We start from the raw sequence: 17,035 nt of genomic DNA, 5'->3' as shown, positions 1-17,035 counted from the left end.
TACGTTTCCAGCACTCAGCTCTCCCTAACGTCATTTCTAGCGTTTTCCCAGGAGCAACCCGGCTCTCGCGCGACCCGTGAGGGCGGGATCTGCAAGGGGGTTCACATGCGCTTACGCGCGCTCATTTCCGCGGCCGCCGCCGCCGGCATTCTGCTGGCATCCGGCGTTCTGGCCGCTCCAGCATCCGCGGCTCAGCAGCCGTCTGGGACTCGCCCGTACAAGGTGACGCAGCTGGGTGATTCCTACTCGGCCGGGAACGGTGCCGGCGGCTACTACGGCGAGCCCGGCGCTTATCGCAGCCATAACAACTACGCAACCATCTACACGAACTGGCTGGCCTCGCAGCCGAATCTTCCGGTTCAGTACGAGTCGGTCGCGCACAGCGGCGCCGAAACCGTCGACGTCCTCGCCGATCAGATCCGTCAGGTGGACCCGGACACCGACCTGGCGATCTTCACCATCGGCGGAAACGACGTCAACTTCCAGAACATCGTCCGTTACTGCTTTGTTCTGGGTTCACGATCCGCGTCCGACTGCCGACAGAATGTCGACGTCGCCAACGCCCGCGTCCCACAGGTCGGAACAGCGACTCAGCGCATTTTCCAGAACCTGTCCTTCCGCCTGAAGCCGGGCGCCGACATCGTCCTCGTCGGATACCCGCACTTGACCACGGCCGATTCCTTCGAGATCTGCGACTATGTGCAGATCTGCTTCATGCGCAAGACGTATGACGTGTCGAAGGGCGTCCGTGCGCTGGCAGACAAAGCGCGTCAGATGCAGATTGACGCCGTGAATGCGTGGAATGCGACCAACCCGGCAAATCGCGCGATCTTCGTCGACGGCGTCGACAAGCTCTTCGCCGGGCACGAACCGTACCCCGGTCAGGGTTTCAACAACCCGAAGCGATGGATCAACCGCTTCTTCGAGACCGAGACGGTCCAGAACGGTGACAGCAACGTCGACTACTCGTACAGCGCCGACAAGATGGAGTGGTATCACCCCGGGATCACAGGTCACGCCAAACTCGGCGAGTACCTCGAGACCAAGCTCGGCGTGCTGCCGCGCGCGCAGCAGATTCAGGCGGACAACCGCGCAGTCTCGGCCTCGGCGCGTGACGCGTCGCTCTCGATCTCCGCGGACGACGAGCTCGTCGCCGCGGACGAGCCGGACGGTACCGAGAACGCGGCTCCCGAGGCGTGGCTTCAGGGCCCGTGGGTGGAGAAGGTGGGATCGACCATCGACTTCGATGCGCGCGGTTCGGTATCGGGTTCCGGTGACGGTCTGCGTTTCGACTGGGACTTCGACGACGACGGAACCTTCGACGCCCTCGACGCCGGAGCGCAGGTCAGCCACACGTTCCTGGATCTCTTCGCCGGCAACACCGCCGTGCGTGTCACCCAGGACGATGGGCAGAGCGCGGTCGCCCGCGTGTCCGTGATGATCACCGAGGACGGCGACGCCACGACCGACGGCGACAACTGCCCCGGCGTGTACAACTACAGCCAGAGCGACGAAGACGGCGACGGCGTGGGCGACGCGTGCGACGACACCCCGGGCCACCCGACCGAAGATCAGCCGGGCGTGCACACCGTCGTCGACGGCGAACTCGAACGAGCGGGCGATGACCCGTTGGGCGAGTCGGTCGTGCCGCAGAACACCGACGGCACTGCCGTGTCGCTGTCGGCCGTGGCCGCCACGGCTGGGGACACCGTGACGGTCACGGGCACCGGTTTCGTGCCGGGTGACGAAGCAGGACTGTACCGTGTCCCGAACGAAACCGAGCCCCTGGCCACCGGAACGGTGGCGGAAGACGGTACGGTCACCTTCGCCTGGGTCGTGCCGACATCGATCCCGGCGGGCCGGCTCACGATCGGCGTGGTTGCTCCCGCCATGTTCGCCTTCACCGAGTTGACCGTGGAGGCGGCACCCAGCGAGCCGGCGCCCGGCCAGCCGACGCCCACCCCGTCGCCGAGCGTCTCGCCGACGACGCAACCCCAGGGGAATGGGAGCACGCCGGACCAGAAGAAGCTCGCGCAAACGGGCAGTCCTGAGCTGCTGCCGGCAGTTCTCGCCGGTGGCGTGATGCTCCTGGGGGGCGTGCTGCTGGTCGCGAGCCGCCGACGGCGCCACGCTCAGAAGTAACGCCGAAGAGGGGGTGTCCGGTTCGCGAGAGCCGGGCACCCCCTCGTGCGTATCCCGCCGTTCGCCGCTCGGCCGGCACCCACCGACACCGCGTTCTCCACGGCGACGTGTGCGAGGTGCTCGCCCCCGGCGATGTCGGCGTTCTGCGAGGGGTAACGCGTCCCTCACATGAGGGGACCACGCCAGACGTCGTGGTGTGGTGCCGTGTCGCCGCGAACGTGCCATCTCCCCCACTCATCGCGGCGAGCCGCCCCACCGTGCCAGCGCCTCGATCGCCTCGCGCAGCGCCAGCCCGCGATCGGTGAGCGCGTAGGCGCGGGTGTTGTGATGCAGAGGGAGGCGCCGGAGCACTCCGGCGGCTTCCAGCTCGCGCAGGCGGGTGGCGAGGATGTTCGTCGGCACCCCGAGGTCGCGCTGCAGGTCGCCATAGCGCTGCGGCTCGTCGAGCAGACGTTCCACGATGAGGAGCGCCCACCGCGCTCCGACGAGGTCGAGAGCGGCGGCGAGATCGCTCACGGTGCCGCGTCGGCCGCCGGCTTCATCCAGAACGGCGAGTAGTGGTAGCCATCGGGGTCGTCGAACTGGCGCTGGTACATGAAGGGATAGTCGTCGGTGTCGCCGACCCGCCCTCCCGCGGCACGCGCGCGTTCGATCAGTTCGTCGACAGCCTCCCGACTGTCCAGGTCGAACGAGACCGTGACCTTCGAGGGGGTGTCGGGACCGCCGATCAGCTCTTCCACGCCGCCCACGCTCGCGTACATCTCGCGGCTGGACAGCATCACGTACTGCTCGGCAGCGATCGCGAAGCACGACACGTTGTGGTCGGACATCTCGGGGTTGAGGGTCCATCCGAGGGCGGTGTAGAACGCCGTCGCCCGTTCGACGTCGTCGACGGGGCAGGAGATGAAGAGGCTCATGACGACATGCTTGCAAAATACAAGTAGCCCGTCAAGGACTCGCCTCACACACATCGCGGCCCGGGGCGCAAGCATCGCGGCATCCCCAGGTTCATCCCGTTACGTAGGTCGTCCACGAACGGATCGAGGGATGCCATGGGAGTTGCACGCTGGGTGGGAACCGGGGCCGTGGGCCTCGCGGGTGCCGTACTCGCTCGGACGGCGATCGGTCGCGCAGTCGCCGCGGGAACCGTCGCGTATCGCGTCTGGACCGACCCGAAGGTGCAGAAGGTGCGCCGCAAGGTCGTCGCGAAGGTGCGCAAGGAGCGCGCGAAGCGCTGACGGTCACCGACCGGGCAGGAGGCCGAGCACCACGCACGCAATCCCCGCTGCCCCGAGCACCCCGGCGTACAGCCAGCGGTGATCCATGTCGATCGCGCGGGTGTAGTACCCGTTCACACGAGCGGCCGTCGCAGGGAAATGCAACCACGCGGTCGCCAGCAGGACGAACGGCGCGGCGAGCGCGACGAGGAAGACCGTGTACGCGAGCCAGCGCAGCACGGGGTGGTCACTGACGCCGTCAGCCACGCGCCCGGTCATGTACATGATCGGCAGCGTCGTGAAACCGACGATCGAACAGCTCACCCCGAGCACGTAGTAGCTCCACGAGCGGGCACGAGTCTTCACGGGCTTGGTCCGCGAGTGCCGCACCGGCACACGCAGTCGCCAGAGGACGATGGCCACCGCCCCCGCGAGGAACAGGGCCCCGGCACCGAGGTCGACCCGCCGGTCCAGCACGGCCTCGGTCGTGCGCCTCTCGGCCGCGGTCACGAACTCCGTGGGGTCGAAGCTCTGCAGCAGCAGGTAGAGGATCGTCGCACCGGTGGCGAGGCCTCCCACCATCCACGCCATGCGGGAGACCACGCGGACGTTCTGCGCGAGCATGTCCGCCGTCGCGCCGTACAGCGCCGGGTTCAGCCCGAGCGTCAGGCCGAGCCCGACGAGCGTCGTCAGCGCCGCCGCCCACCGGGCGAGGTCATCCACGTCAGGGCTCCTCTCGACCCGGGGCGGGTCCCGGATGCCACAGATGTCGCCATCGTATCGGCGCCGCGTGCGTTCCCCGCGTCAGCCGATCAGCCCAGCGGCAAGGGAGACACGGGCTTGGTCACCCCGAACGCGAACGTCGTATCGATCGATGCGAGAGACGGGATGCCGCGGAGGTGCTCGCGCAGCAGACGCTCGTACTCCTCGAAACTCGGCGTGACGATGCGCACGAGGTAGTCCCAGTCGCCGGCGAGGAGGTGCGCCTCGACGATGTGCGGGATGGACCGCAGTCGCTCTTCCACGGCGTCGACCGTGGACCCCTCGTGTGAGGCGAGACGGAGGCGGACGAACGCCGTGATGGTGAGGTCGACCGCTTTCGGGGAGACGACAGCGCGGTATCCCTCGATGATTCCCGACCGCTCGAGCTGCCGGACACGACGCAGGCACGGCGACGGCGAAAGACCGACGCGGTCGGCGAGATCTTGGTTCGAGAGACGGCCGTCCTGCTGCAGTTCTCGGAGGATGCGGAGATCGATGCTGTCGAGGGCGCTCACGAAGCAGATTCTGCCAAGAAAGGAGGATATGGGGCAATCTTCGCAATCGACTGCGCCACCGTCGTTCCTACGCTCGCGGTGTGACCACCTTCGCGCTCTCCCCGCGCCATGCCCTGTCCCGGCAGACCCTCGTGGGAGGGACCGCCCTGGCCGGGGTGATCGCGCTGTGGTCGGCGTTCGCCCTGTCCACGCGAGCGCTCGAGGGGGCCGGGCTGACGACGGCGGATGCCGCGATCCTCCGTTTCGCCGTCCCTGCCCTCCTGCTCGCTCCGTGGATCCCGCGGACCTTTCGTACTCTCCGAGGCGCTGGCCGCTCCGCACTCGCCCTGGTACTCCTCGCCGGCATCCCGCATTTCCTCCTCTTCGCGTGGGGCGCGCAGCTCACCTCCGCCGGATTGACGGCTCTGCTCGTACCCGGGACCGTCCCGCTGTTCGTGACGCTCCTGCTCGCCCTGCGCCACCGCACCCCCGTCTCGCGCGGGCGTCTGATCGCGCTCGCGGCGATCGTTGCGGGGGTCGGGGCCAGCGCGACCCTCCGAGGCGGATCCGCCGATCTGGGCGGCATCGCCGTGCTGGTGACCGCAGGCCTCGTGTGGGCGCTGTACACGGTGGGACTGGCATCCGTTCGGCTCGACCTGATCAGCGTGATCGTCGTGATCAGCGTCACCTCGACCGTCGCTGCACTGGCGCTCGCCGTCACCGGCGTACTGCCCTCCCACCTGCTCGCGGGCACACTCTCGTGGCCGCAGATCGGTACCTACGCGCTGGTGCAGGGGGTGGGCACCGGCCTCCTCTCCACCGCCTGCTACGTGCTCGCGGTGAAAAACCTGGGCAGCAGTCTCGCCTCGACCGCGGGTGCACTCAGTCCCGTGCTCACAGCGGTCATCGCGGTCCCGCTCCTCGGTGAGCCGGTCACCGCCGGCCTCGCCGTCGCCCTCGCACTGATCGTGTCGGGGGTGGCACTGTTTCATCTCGCGCCACGGCGACAGGGGCGCGCCGCAGCCGCCTAAGCTTCCTGGCGTGACGGTCTGGAACATCCTGCAGCTCATCGCGACCGTGGTCATCGCCGGGACCTTCGTGACCAGCGGAGTCGCCAAAACGCGCGCGAACGACGCCACCGGCGACACATTCGCCGCCCTCGGCGTCCCCTCCGCCTTTCGGCGCGAGTGGATCTACCGGTCGTACCCGTTCGCCGAGATCGCGCTCGGCATCGCGATGCTCGTCCTCCCCGCACCCGTGTGGTGGGTTGCTGCGGCGATCGCGTTCCTGCTCCTCGCCGTCCTCACCGCTCTCGTGGTCCGTGTCGTCCTCTCCGGTGATGCCGTCGCGTGCAATTGCTTCGGTTCGACGCAGCCCCTCACCAGACGCACCGTGGTGCGTAACGGTCTCCTCGTGCTCCTCAGCGTCGTCGCACTCATCGCCGACCCGATCACGGCGTCGCCCGTCTTCCACGCATCGGAGTCGCGCCCCGACGTCCTCCTCGCCGTCGCAGCGTCCGCCCTCGCCGCGGCGAGCGTCACCGCCCTCATCATGGCGGGTCCGGGACGGCCGCGCGAGAGCGTCACGCACGAGAACCGCACGCTGGAGATCCCCGACGTCGTGGTGCACGAGAGCGACGGGCGCCCCGTGCGCCTGCCCTCCTTGACCACCGACGGCGCCGTCCTCCTCGTTCACGTGAAGACCGGATGCGGGCCGTGCGCCGAGGTCATCGACGCCCTCCCCGACGGGTCCCTCCTGGGAGGCAGAGTCCGCGTACGCCTTCTCGAGAAGGTACGGGCCTCATCGCCCCGCCCCGAGGGCCGCCTCGGCGACCCGGACGGAGCGGTCGCCTCGCTCCTCGGATTCTCGGCGACGCCCTCCGCGCTGCTGCTCGCTCAGGACGGCACCATCCCCGCCGATCCCGTGCGCGGGAGTGCGCAGATCTTCGAGCTCGCCGACGCCGTGAGGCAGGCTCTCGCCGCTCGTGGGCCGATCGACGTCGACGATGTCTCCCTGTGAACTAGTCATCGTGTAGACACAGGTTTCGTCGCGAAACCCGCCTCCCTAGCGTCGCGTTACCGGTCGATGGTCGATCGGAACAACGCACTCCTGGGGGAGAAATGGTGGAGAAGAAGACCGGCGTCGACCGGCGCACGATCCTGAAGGGCGCCGCGTGGTCGGCACCCGTCGTCGCACTGGCAGTCGCCAGCCCCATCGCTGCCGCATCGGGTCCGACCTGTCCGCCGGAGCTCAAGGCCGGCGTCCTGGGCGGTATCACCACGCAAGCGGTCGTCGTGGGGAACAAGGGCGCTCTCGCTTTCGTCGGGGCTCTGGGCCTGGACGCCAGCGGCGTCGACCTGAGCCTTTTCCAGCCCGCCTACACGACGATCGTCACGAGCGCCACGCTGACGATGAGCGACGGAACCACCCACACCGGCACCGGCCTGTCGGCGGGGGCGGGAACGCTCGGCCAGATCGGCGCACTGCCGGGAACACTGCTGTTCAACAACATCACGTTCCCCAGCGGCACCTACGTGCTCAACAGCAACCCCGTGCGTCCGGTGAGCCTCACGGTGACCGCGGAGGTCATCCTCATCGGTCTGCCGACCCTGCTCGAGATCCGATGCCCGGTCACGCTGAGCTGGACGTTCTCGGTCTGGGGTGTCGGCGTGGTCACCTCGAGCTTCCTGGGTGGCGCGGGGACCATCAACTACACGGGAACCGCGACCGCGGCCTGAGGCACCTGTCACCCCGCCGCGACGTGCCGCCAGACATGGCCGTCGCGGCGGGGTGACCGCTTCTCCGGCTCGTTTCGCAACCCCGTGCGGCCCGTCCATTTCGCGCCAGTCGTCGTTCACCAGGCGTCACGACGCCCCCGAGCGATCGAAGTTGCTAGAAACGCACCACGGGCCACCCCGGGTGGGCGTACGGGTCAACCGGGGTGAACAGCCGAGAACAACTCAGCAGCAGGGGGTGATACAGCGATGAGATTCCCTGCACGCCGCTCGGACTGGCCGTCCATCCACCCGCCGTCGATCAGGCGTCGGCGCAACTCACCGCGATCGGACGCGCCCAACGCGTGTCGCGCGCGTTGCAAATTCGTCCGAACGGATGAGACCGGGAGCCCGAGCCACCGGGCCAAGTGCTTCGCCGAGGGCGCACCGTGGCTGCAGTACAAGCAAGCGAGCTGGAGCTGGCGATCAGACAGGTGCGTCGGAGGAAGCTCGACAGGGGCCTCCACCTCGGGCGGCGTGACCTCTTCCTGCAGCACTCCCAGGAGGTCGTCGAGATCGTTCTCGCGCGTCAGGACGGCTTCCGCCCGGGCTTCGCGCAAGCGTGCACGGTGGGCATCGTCGGGGTCGTCGCTGACGACGACAGGCCGCGCCCCGGCCGCGCGGAGAGCGCGGACCTTCAGCACCGTCGGCACGTGGTCGACGAGCTCGGCGCGAACGACCACGAACCGCGCGACGTCGGAGACCTCCGCCCCGTACTGCACCCAGGTGGGCGCCACCGTGCGCACGCGGATGGGTGCGTGCCGCAAGACCGTCGCGGATCGCAAAGCCGCGCCCAGCGCCAGAACATCATCGACCACGTCGACACTCGCCGTCGTCGTCCCCCCCCGAGATCATGGCGGGATCGTAACAGCCGTGCCGCCGCCGAGATCCCCCGAAAATGCGCCCATCTGGGTGGTCGGATCCCATCGAATGGCGCGGACCGCGGTCGCGGAACACCTCGCTGCCACCGTGCCCTGGCCGGTGGCCACCGGAGACCCGGAAGAACCGGAGGGGGCGATGGTCATCGTCTTCCTCGGCGCCCACGAGCCGCCCAACACCCTGCCGCGCGTGCTCCGCCGACTGAGCATCCGCGGTGCCCGGATCATCCTCGGCTACGACACGACGGCGGGCGCAGAGCTGTCGGATCTGGCGACGAGGTTCGGCGTCTGGGCCCTCTTCGACATCCGCGCAGACATCCGCGTGCTCATCGACCTCGTCCGACGGGGGCTGTCGTCGCCCGTGCGCGCGACGCCCCAGGCCTTCTCCCCCGCTCTCGCACGGTGGCACGTTCCGCCCATGCCGAACCGATCGGCGCTCACCGCGCGCGAGCGGGAGGTGGCGCGCTTGCTGTGCACAGAGACACCCCTCAGCGTCGAGGAGGCGTCGCTCGCTCTGGGGATCAGCATCCACACCGTGCACGCGCATTTGAGGAACATCCGCGCCAAGGTCGGCGCGCGGTACACGGGCAATCGGGACGCCCTGCGAGACGCCCTCCTGGACCTGGGGTGGTTGGAGTGAGGCCACCCCCCGATTGCTGGGGACCGTCGATCCACACCGATGATGAGATGACCGCGCACTCGAGAACCAGGGAGAGCGAATGCCGCCAGAGGCACACCGACGTCACTACAAAGGAAACATCGGCATCGGAATGCCTCCGGGGCAAACGCCTCGGGTGAGCCACATCGTCATCCGGCGGACGAACCTCTATCGGATCGGGGCTCTCCGGGCAGCCACCATCAGTCGCCTCGAACCGGACGACGACGAGGTCTTCCTCTTCTCCTCGCTCCGCGGCCCCCTCTCCGTCCACGTGGGCGACGCGGTGGCCCGCGTTCCCGCTCGAGGCCTGGTCGTCGTGCAGGAGCCGCGAATGCACCTGATGTCGGAATCGGAGACCGACGTCATCATCGCCGTCTCCCAGGCTTCCGTCATCCGTGAGTTGAACCTGCAGGTCTCCGCGCGCACCGGCGGCATCACCCAGGTCAGGACGAGCTCCATTCTGGGAACCTCGCTCGACCTGGCGTTGATGCGCGCGTTCGACGCCTCCGACGCCAGCGGGGGGTACCTCGATCCGCGGGTCATCGATGTGATCCACATGATGTCGCGAAGCATCATCCAACTCCCGGTCGACGTCGAGACGCCCGGTCCCGGCGCCGTGACGCCGCTCGAGCGCGCCCGAACCCTCATCACCGAGACGCACTTCGATCCCTCCACGACGCCCGACAGCATCGCCACCGCCCTGGGCGTCCCGCTTCGCACCCTGCAACGCGCCTTCTCCCGCGCGGGTTCCTCGATCGCCCTCGAACTTCGCCGGGCTCGGGCCGGCACCGCCGCGGCGCTCCTCTCCTCCCCCTCCGCCCACCGCTACACCGCGGCGCGAAGCGCCCGAGACGCGGGGTTCGGAAGTGTTGCGAGCATGCGTCGAGCCCTGCGCGAGTTCGCACAGTCGGACGACGCGAACACTCCGCCCTCGTAAGACAGCGGCGCACCATCCGTTCTCTCCGCCGCGCCGAATAGACGACAGACGGAGCGGGATTCGCGCGCCGTCGGTCGACGAAGAAGAGGGACGCCATGACCACCGACACCGCAGCCGACCCCGTCACCGCGCGCCCCGTCCGGCCTCCGCGCGCCTGGATCTGGGGGTCGCTGGCGGGCATCGTGTCGGCGCTCGCCCTCCTCGGCAGCGCTGAACTGCTCGCCGCGATCTTCGCGCGCGCCGCCAGTCCCGTCCTCGCCGTCGGGTCGTTCATCGTCGACATCGTGCCGCGCCCGCTGAAAGAACTCGCGATCACGCTGTTCGGCGAGACCGACAAGGTCGCCCTCCTGGTCGGAGTGGGTCTCGGCGCGGTCGTCGCCGCGGCGATCGCCGGCTACCTGCAGTACCGTTTCCGCCCGGTCGGCGCGGTCCTCCTCGGAGTCGGCGGGGCGCTCGCCACAGCCGCGATCGTGACGAGGGCCGGAGCCGGCGCGCTCGCCTGGCTCCCACCGGTCGTCGGCACGATCGTCGGGGTGGGCGTGTTGCTCGTGCTGAGCCGTCGGCTGCGTCGCTGGACGCAGGCGGCCGCCGCGGATGATGCGGCGGCGGCCGGCGTGAACCGGCGCGGCTTCTTCGTCCTGTCGGGCATCGTCGCTGCCGGGGCGATCGTCGTGGGTGTGGGAGCTCGTATCGTCAACGTCGCGACCGCGTCGGTCGCGGCCGCGCGCGACGCCCTCCGTATCCCCGCAGCACGCAGCACCGTCACGGTTCCCGCCGGCGCCGATCTCGGCGTTCCGGGGCTGACCCCGATCATCACGCCCAACGCGGACTTCTACCGCGTCGACACCGCGCTCACGGTCCCCAACGTCGATCCCACGACGTGGCGCCTGTCGATCGAGGGAATGGTCGACACCCCGGTCGAGCTGAGCTTCGACGACCTGGTCGGCATGGGCTTGGACGAGTACGGCGTCACCCTCACGTGCGTTTCCAACGAGGTCGGCGGCGACCTGGTCGGAAACGCCATCTGGACGGGAGTACCGATCCGCGACGTCCTGCGTATGGCCGGACCGCAGGGCGACGCCGACATGGTGCTGTCCGAGAGCGTCGACGGGTACACGGCATCCACTCCCCTCTCCTCGCTGACCGACGACAACCTCGATGCCATCTTCGCGGTGGCCATGAACGGCGAACCGCTGCCGTTCGAGCACGGCTTCCCCGTGCGGATGGTCGTCCCGGGCCTGTACGGATACGTTTCGGCGACCAAGTGGGTCACGAAGCTCACCGTGACGCGCTTCGACAAGGACGAGGCGTATTGGACCCCGCGCGGCTACTCGGCCGAGGCCCCGATCAAGATGTCGTCGCGAGTGGACACGCCGAAGATCGGCACTCCGGTCTCGGCGGGCGCCGTGGTCATCGCCGGCATGGCATGGGCGCAGCCCGTCGGCGTCGAGAAGGTCGAGGTCAGCATCGATGACGGCGAGTGGCAGCAGGCGACCCTCTCGAGCCCGATCAACGACCAGTCGTGGGTGCAGTGGAAGCTCGACTGGAACGCCGACGCCGGGTCGCACTACATCGTCGTGCGGGCCACCGACAAGGAGGGCAACCTGCAGGTGCAGGAGCAGGCCGCCATCGCGCCGAACGGATCGAGCGGCTGGCAGCGCACGCTGGTGACCGTGAGCTGACGCACGACGTGGACCGCTCACCCGTGCCGCCGTGTCAAGCTCTGGTGCCGGAAGCCCCCGCGCGCCAAGATCGGAGAATGCCTTCAGCAAGCATTCCCGAACCTTGCGACGTGCGCGGATGAGCGCCCCGGTGCAGGGGCCGCCCGATTTCCCGCCCCCGGTCGCGTCCGAGGGCGAGGAGCGTCCCCTCGCCAGCTTCCGCCGAACCCTCCCCCTCGATTGGGACGACCAGGTCGACCTCTTCGCGATCGTGAAGCTCGACGGCGGCGGAATCGTCCGCGGCTGGAACCTCGGGGCTGAACGCATCAAGGGATACGCCGAAGGGGAGATCCTCGGTTCCCACTTCTCGCGGTTCTACCGCGAGGAGGATCGGCGACGCGGTGTACCCGACCAGCTCCTCGCCGCGGCTCAACGGGACGGCCACGTCGAAGACACCGGATGGCGGGTGCGAAGCGACGGGAGCGAGTTCTGGGCGCGAGTGACGATCTCGGCCATCCGCAACGACCAGGGCCAGGTACTGGGTTTCGTCAAGCTCGTGCGCGACCTCACCGCCGAGAAGCGGGCCGCCGACGAGCACGCCGCTCGGCAACGCACATTCGCCCACGATCTCCTGTCGCCCGTCACCGCACTGCGCGGCTACCTCGACCTGCTTGAGGAAGACCTCCCCGCCGACCACCATCTGCTGCGGCTGGCCTCGGAGGCGAGCGATCATCTCGTCGCGATGGCACAGGCTCTGTTGACCGACGCTGCCGCACGCCCCGAACGTGGCCGGCATCCGGCGACGCTGGATCTCATCGCGCAGGGGGCTGTCGCCCTGGTCCTCCCCGGGGAGTGCCCCGGGCGCGTCGTCTACGGTCGCATGGATGCCGTTCCCATCGTGGGCGACGTGCTGGGTCTGCGCCGGGCTGTGGCGAACGTCCTCGAGAACGCCGCCAAGTACTCCGACGACGAGATCACGGTCGAGGTGTACGAAACGGATGAGGGAGCGGTGGTCTCGGTGAGCGACCGGGGGCGTGGCATCCATCCCGACGACCTGCGGACGATCGTCGCCGAGGGTGAACGCGGACGATTCGCCGACGCGAACGACGGTGGATCCGGTATCGGCCTCGCAAGCGTCCAGCACGTGGTGTCAGAACACCACGGCGTTCTGCGCATCGCGAGCGAACCGGGAGAAGGCACACGCGTGACCATCACGATCCCGCGCGCGGACGATCTAGACGTCTGAGGTCGTCAACACCGCACCCGCACTCTGGATCTCGTCCAGGGCAGCGGCGCTCGAGGCGGGATGCACGCCGGCCACCAGGTCGGTGAGCACGCGCACGGTGCGCCCGGCCGCGAGGGCGTCGAGAGCGGACGCGCGCACGCAGTAGTCGGTGGCGATCCCGGCGATATCGATGTCACGGATGCCGTGGGCGTCGAGGATATCGGCTGCTGTCTCGCCGTCGTCGGAGATGCCCTCGAACAGCGAGTACGCCGGCCGACCCTGCCCCTTCTTCAGGTGATGTGTCACTCGCGTCGGATCGAACACCGCGTCGTACTCGGCCCCCTCGGTGCCGGCGACGCAGTGCACCGGCCAGGTGTCGACGAAGTCCGGCGTCTCAGAGAAGTGTCCGCCGTTGTCGTCGTCGCCGTGGTGCCAGTCGCGCGACGCGACGACCACGGTGTACTCGTCGGCATGGGCGCCCAGGTAGTGGGAGATGCGGGCGGCGACCGCGTCGCCCCCGTCGACGCCGAGCGCACCGTGCTCGGTGAAGTCGTTCTGAACGTCGACGATGAACAGCGCCCGGGTCATGCCTCGAGCCTACGCGCGCTCGTGCGCGTCGACGCCCTCGACGGCCACCGGATGGGCGCATCGGCGTCGTACGCGAAGAGGGACGGAGAGCGACCGCACGACGGACGTGCCGAACAGCACGTCGGCGGCGCCCTCGTGTTCCGTTCGTCACCCGCGGGCGAACAGCAGCACGATCGAGAGAACGAAGGCGACGAGCCCGAGGCCGAGAATCCCCGCCGCGAGCAGGGAGACGAAACGCACCACCGGCGACGAGCGCGTCAGCCTCATGCGGTGAACGCTTCCGCGCCGATAGAAGATGTCGGCCATGTCGGCGGAGCCGATCTTGGCGTCATCGTGGGGCGAGAGCGGAGCCTCGTTCACCCCGCCCTGGTCGTCGAACCACCGCACTACCCGGCCCCCGTCGACGTCCTCGACCACCGCCCGCACCGGCACCCACGTGCCGTCGGCGAAGAGGAGGACGACCGCGACGAGAGCGAGAACGGCTCCGCCGCCGAGGCCCACCCACGTGAAGATCTCGATGATGGCATCGAGGGCGTTCGACACGGGCACTCCTGCGGATCGCGGACGGGACGACTCCGCCGCACGGGGCGGAACGGGTGCCGTCAGCCTATCGGGCAGCTTCGCGCGACCCCGGGCGGACACCGTCCGTCGACCGGGTAGCGTTCTCCACGCGGCGCGTCCACACGAGCGCGAGGACGAGCGGCACGGCGGCGAGGACGCCGAACGACATGTCGATGAGCTGCCATCCGAGGGGCAGCCCCCGGATGCCTCCCGCGATCGCCGCGAGCGGCAGGATGCCCGCGCACGCGATGAGGCCCCACACGATGACCCAGATGTTGCGTACCGGGTCGACTAGAGGGCCGATGAAGGCGAGGGCGATGAGGAGGTGGGCGAACGCCAGCCAATCGGTGCCGTACGCGATGAACGGGTACGCCACGGCCGTGGCATCCAGTCCCTCCGCGACCCGGTCGACCCACCACACCGCACCCGGCAGGATCGACGCGACGTTCAGGTGTGCGAGGACATCACGCGCCAGGGCCAGCTCTTCGCGCAGGGGGAAGGCGGTCACGCCGCTGACGACGAGTCCGAACACGACGACGGCCAGGCAGACCCGGATGCGACGCCGCGTGACGCGAAGAGGGGGTACGAGCGTCATGGTGCCTCCCGGGATGTGTTCCCGAGCGTACGGCGGCCCCCGCGACCGTGCCCGCCGATGCTTCGATGCCGAGCGACTCCGTGGAACGAATCCGCCGAATCCCTCTTGTCGGCGCGGGAAAGAGGCCCCTAGCGTCACCTCCAGCCGTGCGTCGCCCGGCACCCGCACCCGATGGGAGATATCGATGTCGACTCCACCTGCCCCTTCCGGCGCCGCCCTGCCGAGGCGAGCGCTGTTCACGACCGCAGTGGCAGGAGCCGCCGGAGTGGTCGCCGCCACGGCTGCCGCCTCCCCCGCGGCCGCGGCCCCCGGGACCACCGCGTGGGTGCTGGGCGGGAACTCGGGGGTCACGACGAGCGGCTCGAACTTCCTCGGGCCCACGAACGCCGGCGCGCCGCTCGTCTTCAAGACCTGCGCCACGGGCTCGACGACGACCAGCGAGCGCATGCGCATCGCACCGACGGGGAACATCGGCATCGGGACCACCGCCCCCGATGCGAAGCTGCACGTCGTCACCGGGGGCGTCGCTCTCCGAGCTTCCACGTCAGGGGGAACCACGTCGCGCGGTGTCTCGGCGACCGCCACGGCGGGGACGGCCCTCTTCGGTCAAGCGACCACGGGTGTCGGCGCCGATGTGCGCTCCACGTCCGGAACGGCCCTCCAAGCGACCTCCACGAACTACTACGGCGTCATCGCCACGGGCCCCTCGGGGGGTGTGCTCGGGACGTCGGCCAACTACGGGGTCATCGGCAACGGGAACAACACGGGCGGATACTTCTCGGGGCCCACCGGCGTGTACGGCTCCACCGCGGGCGTCACGGCGGTCTTGGGTGCGAACACGAACGTGGACTCCGGGGTCGGCGTCCGCGGGACCGGGCGCATCGGCGTCCACGCGCAAGCCTCCGTCTCCGGTACCGCGCAGGCCGTGCTCGCCGAGGGCGGTCAGTATTCCGTGTACGGCAGTGGCGGAACGACGGCCGGCGTCCGCGGCGACTCCGGTTACGTCGGGGTGTGGGGCCAGGGCACGGCCTGGGGGCTCTACGGGGCGGCTGTCGGGACGACGGGCCAGAACTACGGCGTGTACGGCACGACCTCGAGCCCCGACGGCTACGCGATGTTCGCCCAGGGACGCGTGCACGTCAACGGCACCCTCAGCAAGAGCGCCGGGTCGTTCAAGATCGATCACCCGCTCGATCCCGACAACAGATGGCTTTCGCACTCGTTCGTCGAGTCGCCCGACATGATGAACGTCTACAACGGCACGACCGTCACCGACGACGCGGGCAACGCGACCGTCGCCCTCCCCGAGTACTTCGAGGCGCTGAATCGTGACTTCCGATACCAGCTCACCGTGATCGGCGACTTCGCCCAGGTCGCCGTGTCGCGCGAGGTCGGCGGCAATTCCTTCGACATCCGCACCGACCGCGGCGGGGTGAAGGTGTCGTGGCAGGTGACCGGCATCCGTCACGATCCCTACGCCGAGGCGCACCCCATCGTCGTCGAGGAGGACAAGAGCGACGCCGACAAGGATGCCGCGGGCTCGACGCAGCGACGCGGTTCGACCGCGGGCGATCTGCGGGCGCCGACGGGGCCCGACGTCGAGATCCCGGAAGCGAAGGCACCCCCCGCACCGACGCTCCCGTGAACGGCAGAAGGCCCGGGAGAACCCGGGCCTTCTGTCGTGGAGCCGCCTAAGGGAATCGAACCCTTGACCTATTCATTACGAGTGAATCGCTCTGCCGTCTGAGCTAAGGCGGCGTGTGCGCGCTGTCGCGTGCACGATCATCGATCTTACATGCTCCAGCGCGTCACCAGGTACGCGTCAGTAGTCGCCGCTCGCGGAACGGTCGGCGAGGATGTCGCGGCTCGACGACAACCCCAGCCGCGTGGCGCCCGCGGCGATCATCTCTTCGGCGGCCGCGCGCGTGCGGATGCCCCCGGATGCCTTGACCTCGGCGCGGTCGCCCACGGTGCGCTTCATGAGCTGTACCGCGTGCACGCTGGCCCCGCCCGCGGGGTGGAATCCCGTGGAGGTCTTGACGAAGTCGGCGCCGGCGGCGACCGCGGCCTCGCACACCGCGACGATGGCCTCGTCGGAGAGCGCTGCCGACTCGATGATCACCTTCAGGACAGTGGGGGCGGGAGCGGCGAGGCGCACCGCGCGGATCTCGGCCTCGACGACCTCATAGCGCCCGTCGATGGCCGCACCGATGTCGATGACCATGTCGATCTCGTCGGCGCCCTGTGCCACCGACAGCGCCGCCTCGGCGGCCTTGACCTCAGCGTGGTGTTTCCCGCTGGGGAAGCCGCAGACCACGGCGACCTTGAGGCCGGCGGGAACCTCGACCGGGAGGAACGACGGTGACAGGCACACACTGTACGTCCCGAGCTCGGCGCCCTCAGCGATGATGCGCTCCACGTCGGCGCGCGTGGCCTCGGGCTTGAGCAGCGTGTGGTCGATGTAGCGGGCGAGGTCGGTAACGGGCGCAGTCATGGGGACTCCTTCGGGTGGGACGAGATAAAGCCTAGGCGGCGCGGAATGG

General features: G+C 69.1%; 19 protein-coding genes and 1 tRNA gene. 10 read left to right on the top strand and 10 right to left on the bottom strand.

What is annotated here, in order from left to right:
• Positions 1-105 precede the first annotated feature (105 nt).
• A complete protein-coding gene (locus PIR02_12025; GenBank protein ID WZH35501.1) occupies positions 106-2,142 on the top strand; it encodes a GDSL-type esterase/lipase family protein in 2,037 nt (678 codons plus the stop codon).
• A 234-nt stretch (positions 2,143-2,376) separates the two neighbouring features.
• On the opposite strand, the gene PIR02_12020 is transcribed toward PIR02_12025, so the two are convergent.
• Together PIR02_12020 and PIR02_12015 are read right to left on the bottom strand one after the other, a co-directional pair.
• Positions 2,377-2,658: a helix-turn-helix domain-containing protein gene (locus PIR02_12020; protein WZH35500.1), complete on the bottom strand. Its 282-nt coding sequence runs from the start codon at positions 2,656-2,658 to the stop codon at positions 2,377-2,379.
• Entirely contained in the window at positions 2,655-3,059 is a 405-nt protein-coding gene (locus tag PIR02_12015) for a VOC family protein (GenBank protein WZH35499.1), read from the bottom strand. The genes PIR02_12020 and PIR02_12015 overlap by 4 nt, the downstream gene beginning before the upstream one ends.
• 135 nt (positions 3,060-3,194) lie before the next feature.
• On the opposite strand from PIR02_12015, the gene PIR02_12010 reads away from it, so the two are divergent.
• Positions 3,195-3,380 carry a hypothetical protein gene (locus PIR02_12010; GenBank protein ID WZH35498.1) on the top strand — a complete coding sequence of 62 codons (186 nt, stop codon included), beginning with the start codon at positions 3,195-3,197 and terminating at the stop codon, positions 3,378-3,380.
• Between the two features lie 3 nt (positions 3,381-3,383).
• Here PIR02_12010 and PIR02_12005 read toward each other — a convergent pair whose 3' ends face one another.
• On the bottom strand, positions 3,384-4,082 hold the full coding sequence (locus PIR02_12005) for a hypothetical protein (protein WZH35497.1): 699 nt from the start codon (positions 4,080-4,082) through the stop codon (positions 3,384-3,386).
• 89 nt (positions 4,083-4,171) lie between these two features.
• Positions 4,172-4,636, bottom strand: a complete 465-nt coding sequence (locus PIR02_12000) for an Lrp/AsnC family transcriptional regulator (GenBank protein WZH35496.1) — start codon at positions 4,634-4,636, stop codon at positions 4,172-4,174.
• 80 nt (positions 4,637-4,716) lie between these two features.
• Between PIR02_12000 and PIR02_11995 the strand changes: the two genes are divergently transcribed.
• The 3 genes from PIR02_11995 (at position 4,717) to PIR02_11985 (ending at position 7,353) form a co-directional block, all read left to right on the top strand.
• Positions 4,717-5,646 carry a DMT family transporter gene (locus PIR02_11995; GenBank protein WZH35495.1) on the top strand — a complete coding sequence of 310 codons (930 nt, stop codon included), beginning with the start codon at positions 4,717-4,719 and terminating at the stop codon, positions 5,644-5,646.
• A gap of 10 nt (positions 5,647-5,656) precedes the next feature.
• A complete protein-coding gene (locus PIR02_11990) occupies positions 5,657-6,634 on the top strand; it encodes a hypothetical protein (GenBank protein WZH35494.1) in 978 nt (325 codons plus the stop codon).
• Between the two features lie 104 nt (positions 6,635-6,738).
• Complete coding sequence (locus PIR02_11985) at positions 6,739-7,353, top strand: hypothetical protein (GenBank protein ID WZH35493.1); 615 nt, start codon at positions 6,739-6,741, stop codon at positions 7,351-7,353.
• Positions 7,354-7,547: 194 nt separating this feature from the next.
• Here PIR02_11985 and PIR02_11980 read toward each other — a convergent pair whose 3' ends face one another.
• Complete coding sequence (locus PIR02_11980) at positions 7,548-8,207, bottom strand: hypothetical protein (GenBank protein ID WZH35492.1); 660 nt, start codon at positions 8,205-8,207, stop codon at positions 7,548-7,550.
• A gap of 112 nt (positions 8,208-8,319) precedes the next feature.
• Here PIR02_11980 and PIR02_11975 point away from each other — a divergent pair, with 112 nt between their 5' ends.
• The 4 genes from PIR02_11975 (at position 8,320) to PIR02_11960 (ending at position 12,769) form a co-directional block, all read left to right on the top strand.
• Positions 8,320-8,907: a helix-turn-helix transcriptional regulator gene (locus PIR02_11975; GenBank protein WZH35491.1), complete on the top strand. Its 588-nt coding sequence runs from the start codon at positions 8,320-8,322 to the stop codon at positions 8,905-8,907.
• A 154-nt stretch (positions 8,908-9,061) separates the two neighbouring features.
• On the top strand, positions 9,062-9,862 hold the full coding sequence (locus PIR02_11970; GenBank protein ID WZH35490.1) for a hypothetical protein: 801 nt from the start codon (positions 9,062-9,064) through the stop codon (positions 9,860-9,862).
• Between the two features lie 95 nt (positions 9,863-9,957).
• Positions 9,958-11,544, top strand: coding sequence for a molybdopterin-dependent oxidoreductase (locus PIR02_11965; protein ID WZH35489.1), 1,587 nt, complete (start codon positions 9,958-9,960; stop codon positions 11,542-11,544).
• Positions 11,545-11,662: 118 nt separating this feature from the next.
• Entirely contained in the window at positions 11,663-12,769 is a 1,107-nt protein-coding gene (locus tag PIR02_11960) for a PAS domain-containing sensor histidine kinase (protein ID WZH35488.1), read from the top strand.
• On the opposite strand, the gene PIR02_11955 is transcribed toward PIR02_11960, so the two are convergent.
• The 3 genes from PIR02_11955 to PIR02_11945 form a co-directional block, all read right to left on the bottom strand.
• Positions 12,758-13,336, bottom strand: coding sequence for an isochorismatase family protein (locus tag PIR02_11955; GenBank protein ID WZH35487.1), 579 nt, complete (start codon positions 13,334-13,336; stop codon positions 12,758-12,760). The two genes, PIR02_11960 and PIR02_11955, sit on opposite strands and share 12 nt — an antisense overlap.
• A 147-nt stretch (positions 13,337-13,483) precedes the next feature.
• Positions 13,484-13,879 carry a hypothetical protein gene (locus PIR02_11950; GenBank protein WZH35486.1) on the bottom strand — a complete coding sequence of 132 codons (396 nt, stop codon included), beginning with the start codon at positions 13,877-13,879 and terminating at the stop codon, positions 13,484-13,486.
• A 64-nt stretch (positions 13,880-13,943) separates the two neighbouring features.
• The gene (locus PIR02_11945) at positions 13,944-14,492 is read right to left on the bottom strand and encodes a hypothetical protein (protein WZH35485.1); all 549 of its coding nucleotides are present in this window, start codon (positions 14,490-14,492) and stop codon (positions 13,944-13,946) included.
• Positions 14,493-14,676: 184 nt separating this feature from the next.
• On the opposite strand from PIR02_11945, the gene PIR02_11940 reads away from it, so the two are divergent.
• Positions 14,677-16,137 carry a hypothetical protein gene (locus PIR02_11940; protein ID WZH35484.1) on the top strand — a complete coding sequence of 487 codons (1,461 nt, stop codon included), beginning with the start codon at positions 14,677-14,679 and terminating at the stop codon, positions 16,135-16,137.
• Between the two features lie 37 nt (positions 16,138-16,174).
• Here the strand turns inward: PIR02_11940 and PIR02_11935 are convergent.
• Both PIR02_11935 and deoC read right to left on the bottom strand, forming a co-directional pair.
• Positions 16,175-16,250, bottom strand: a tRNA-Thr gene (locus tag PIR02_11935).
• Between the two features lie 64 nt (positions 16,251-16,314).
• Complete coding sequence (gene deoC, locus PIR02_11930) at positions 16,315-16,986, bottom strand: deoxyribose-phosphate aldolase (GenBank protein WZH35483.1); 672 nt, start codon at positions 16,984-16,986, stop codon at positions 16,315-16,317.
• Positions 16,987-17,035: the final 49 nt, after the last annotated feature.

The organism is Microbacterium enclense, assembly GCA_038182865.1.
In the GTDB taxonomy this organism is placed as follows: domain Bacteria; phylum Actinomycetota; class Actinomycetes; order Actinomycetales; family Microbacteriaceae; genus Microbacterium; species Microbacterium enclense_B.
Note: the sequence above shows the minus strand (reverse complement) of the source record. Positions and strands in the feature narration are given on the sequence as shown.

Bases quoted from the DNA above. Each gene is read 5' to 3' on its own strand.
- PIR02_12025 (WZH35501.1), top strand. From the start codon at position 106: ATGCGCTTACGCGCGCTCATTTCCGCGGCCGCCGCCGCCGGCATTCTG.
- PIR02_12015 (WZH35499.1), bottom strand. From the start codon at position 3,059: ATGAGCCTCTTCATCTCCTGCCCCGTCGACGACGTCGAACGGGCGACG.
- PIR02_12010 (WZH35498.1), top strand. From the start codon at position 3,195: ATGGGAGTTGCACGCTGGGTGGGAACCGGGGCCGTGGGCCTCGCGGGT.
- PIR02_11975 (WZH35491.1), top strand. From the start codon at position 8,320: ATGGCGCGGACCGCGGTCGCGGAACACCTCGCTGCCACCGTGCCCTGG.
- PIR02_11965 (WZH35489.1), top strand. From the start codon at position 9,958: ATGACCACCGACACCGCAGCCGACCCCGTCACCGCGCGCCCCGTCCGG.
- PIR02_11960 (WZH35488.1), top strand. From the start codon at position 11,663: ATGAGCGCCCCGGTGCAGGGGCCGCCCGATTTCCCGCCCCCGGTCGCG.
- PIR02_11955 (WZH35487.1), bottom strand. From the start codon at position 13,336: ATGACCCGGGCGCTGTTCATCGTCGACGTTCAGAACGACTTCACCGAG.
- PIR02_11945 (WZH35485.1), bottom strand. From the start codon at position 14,492: ATGACGCTCGTACCCCCTCTTCGCGTCACGCGGCGTCGCATCCGGGTC.
- PIR02_11940 (WZH35484.1), top strand. From the start codon at position 14,677: ATGTCGACTCCACCTGCCCCTTCCGGCGCCGCCCTGCCGAGGCGAGCG.
- deoC (WZH35483.1), bottom strand. From the start codon at position 16,986: ATGACTGCGCCCGTTACCGACCTCGCCCGCTACATCGACCACACGCTG.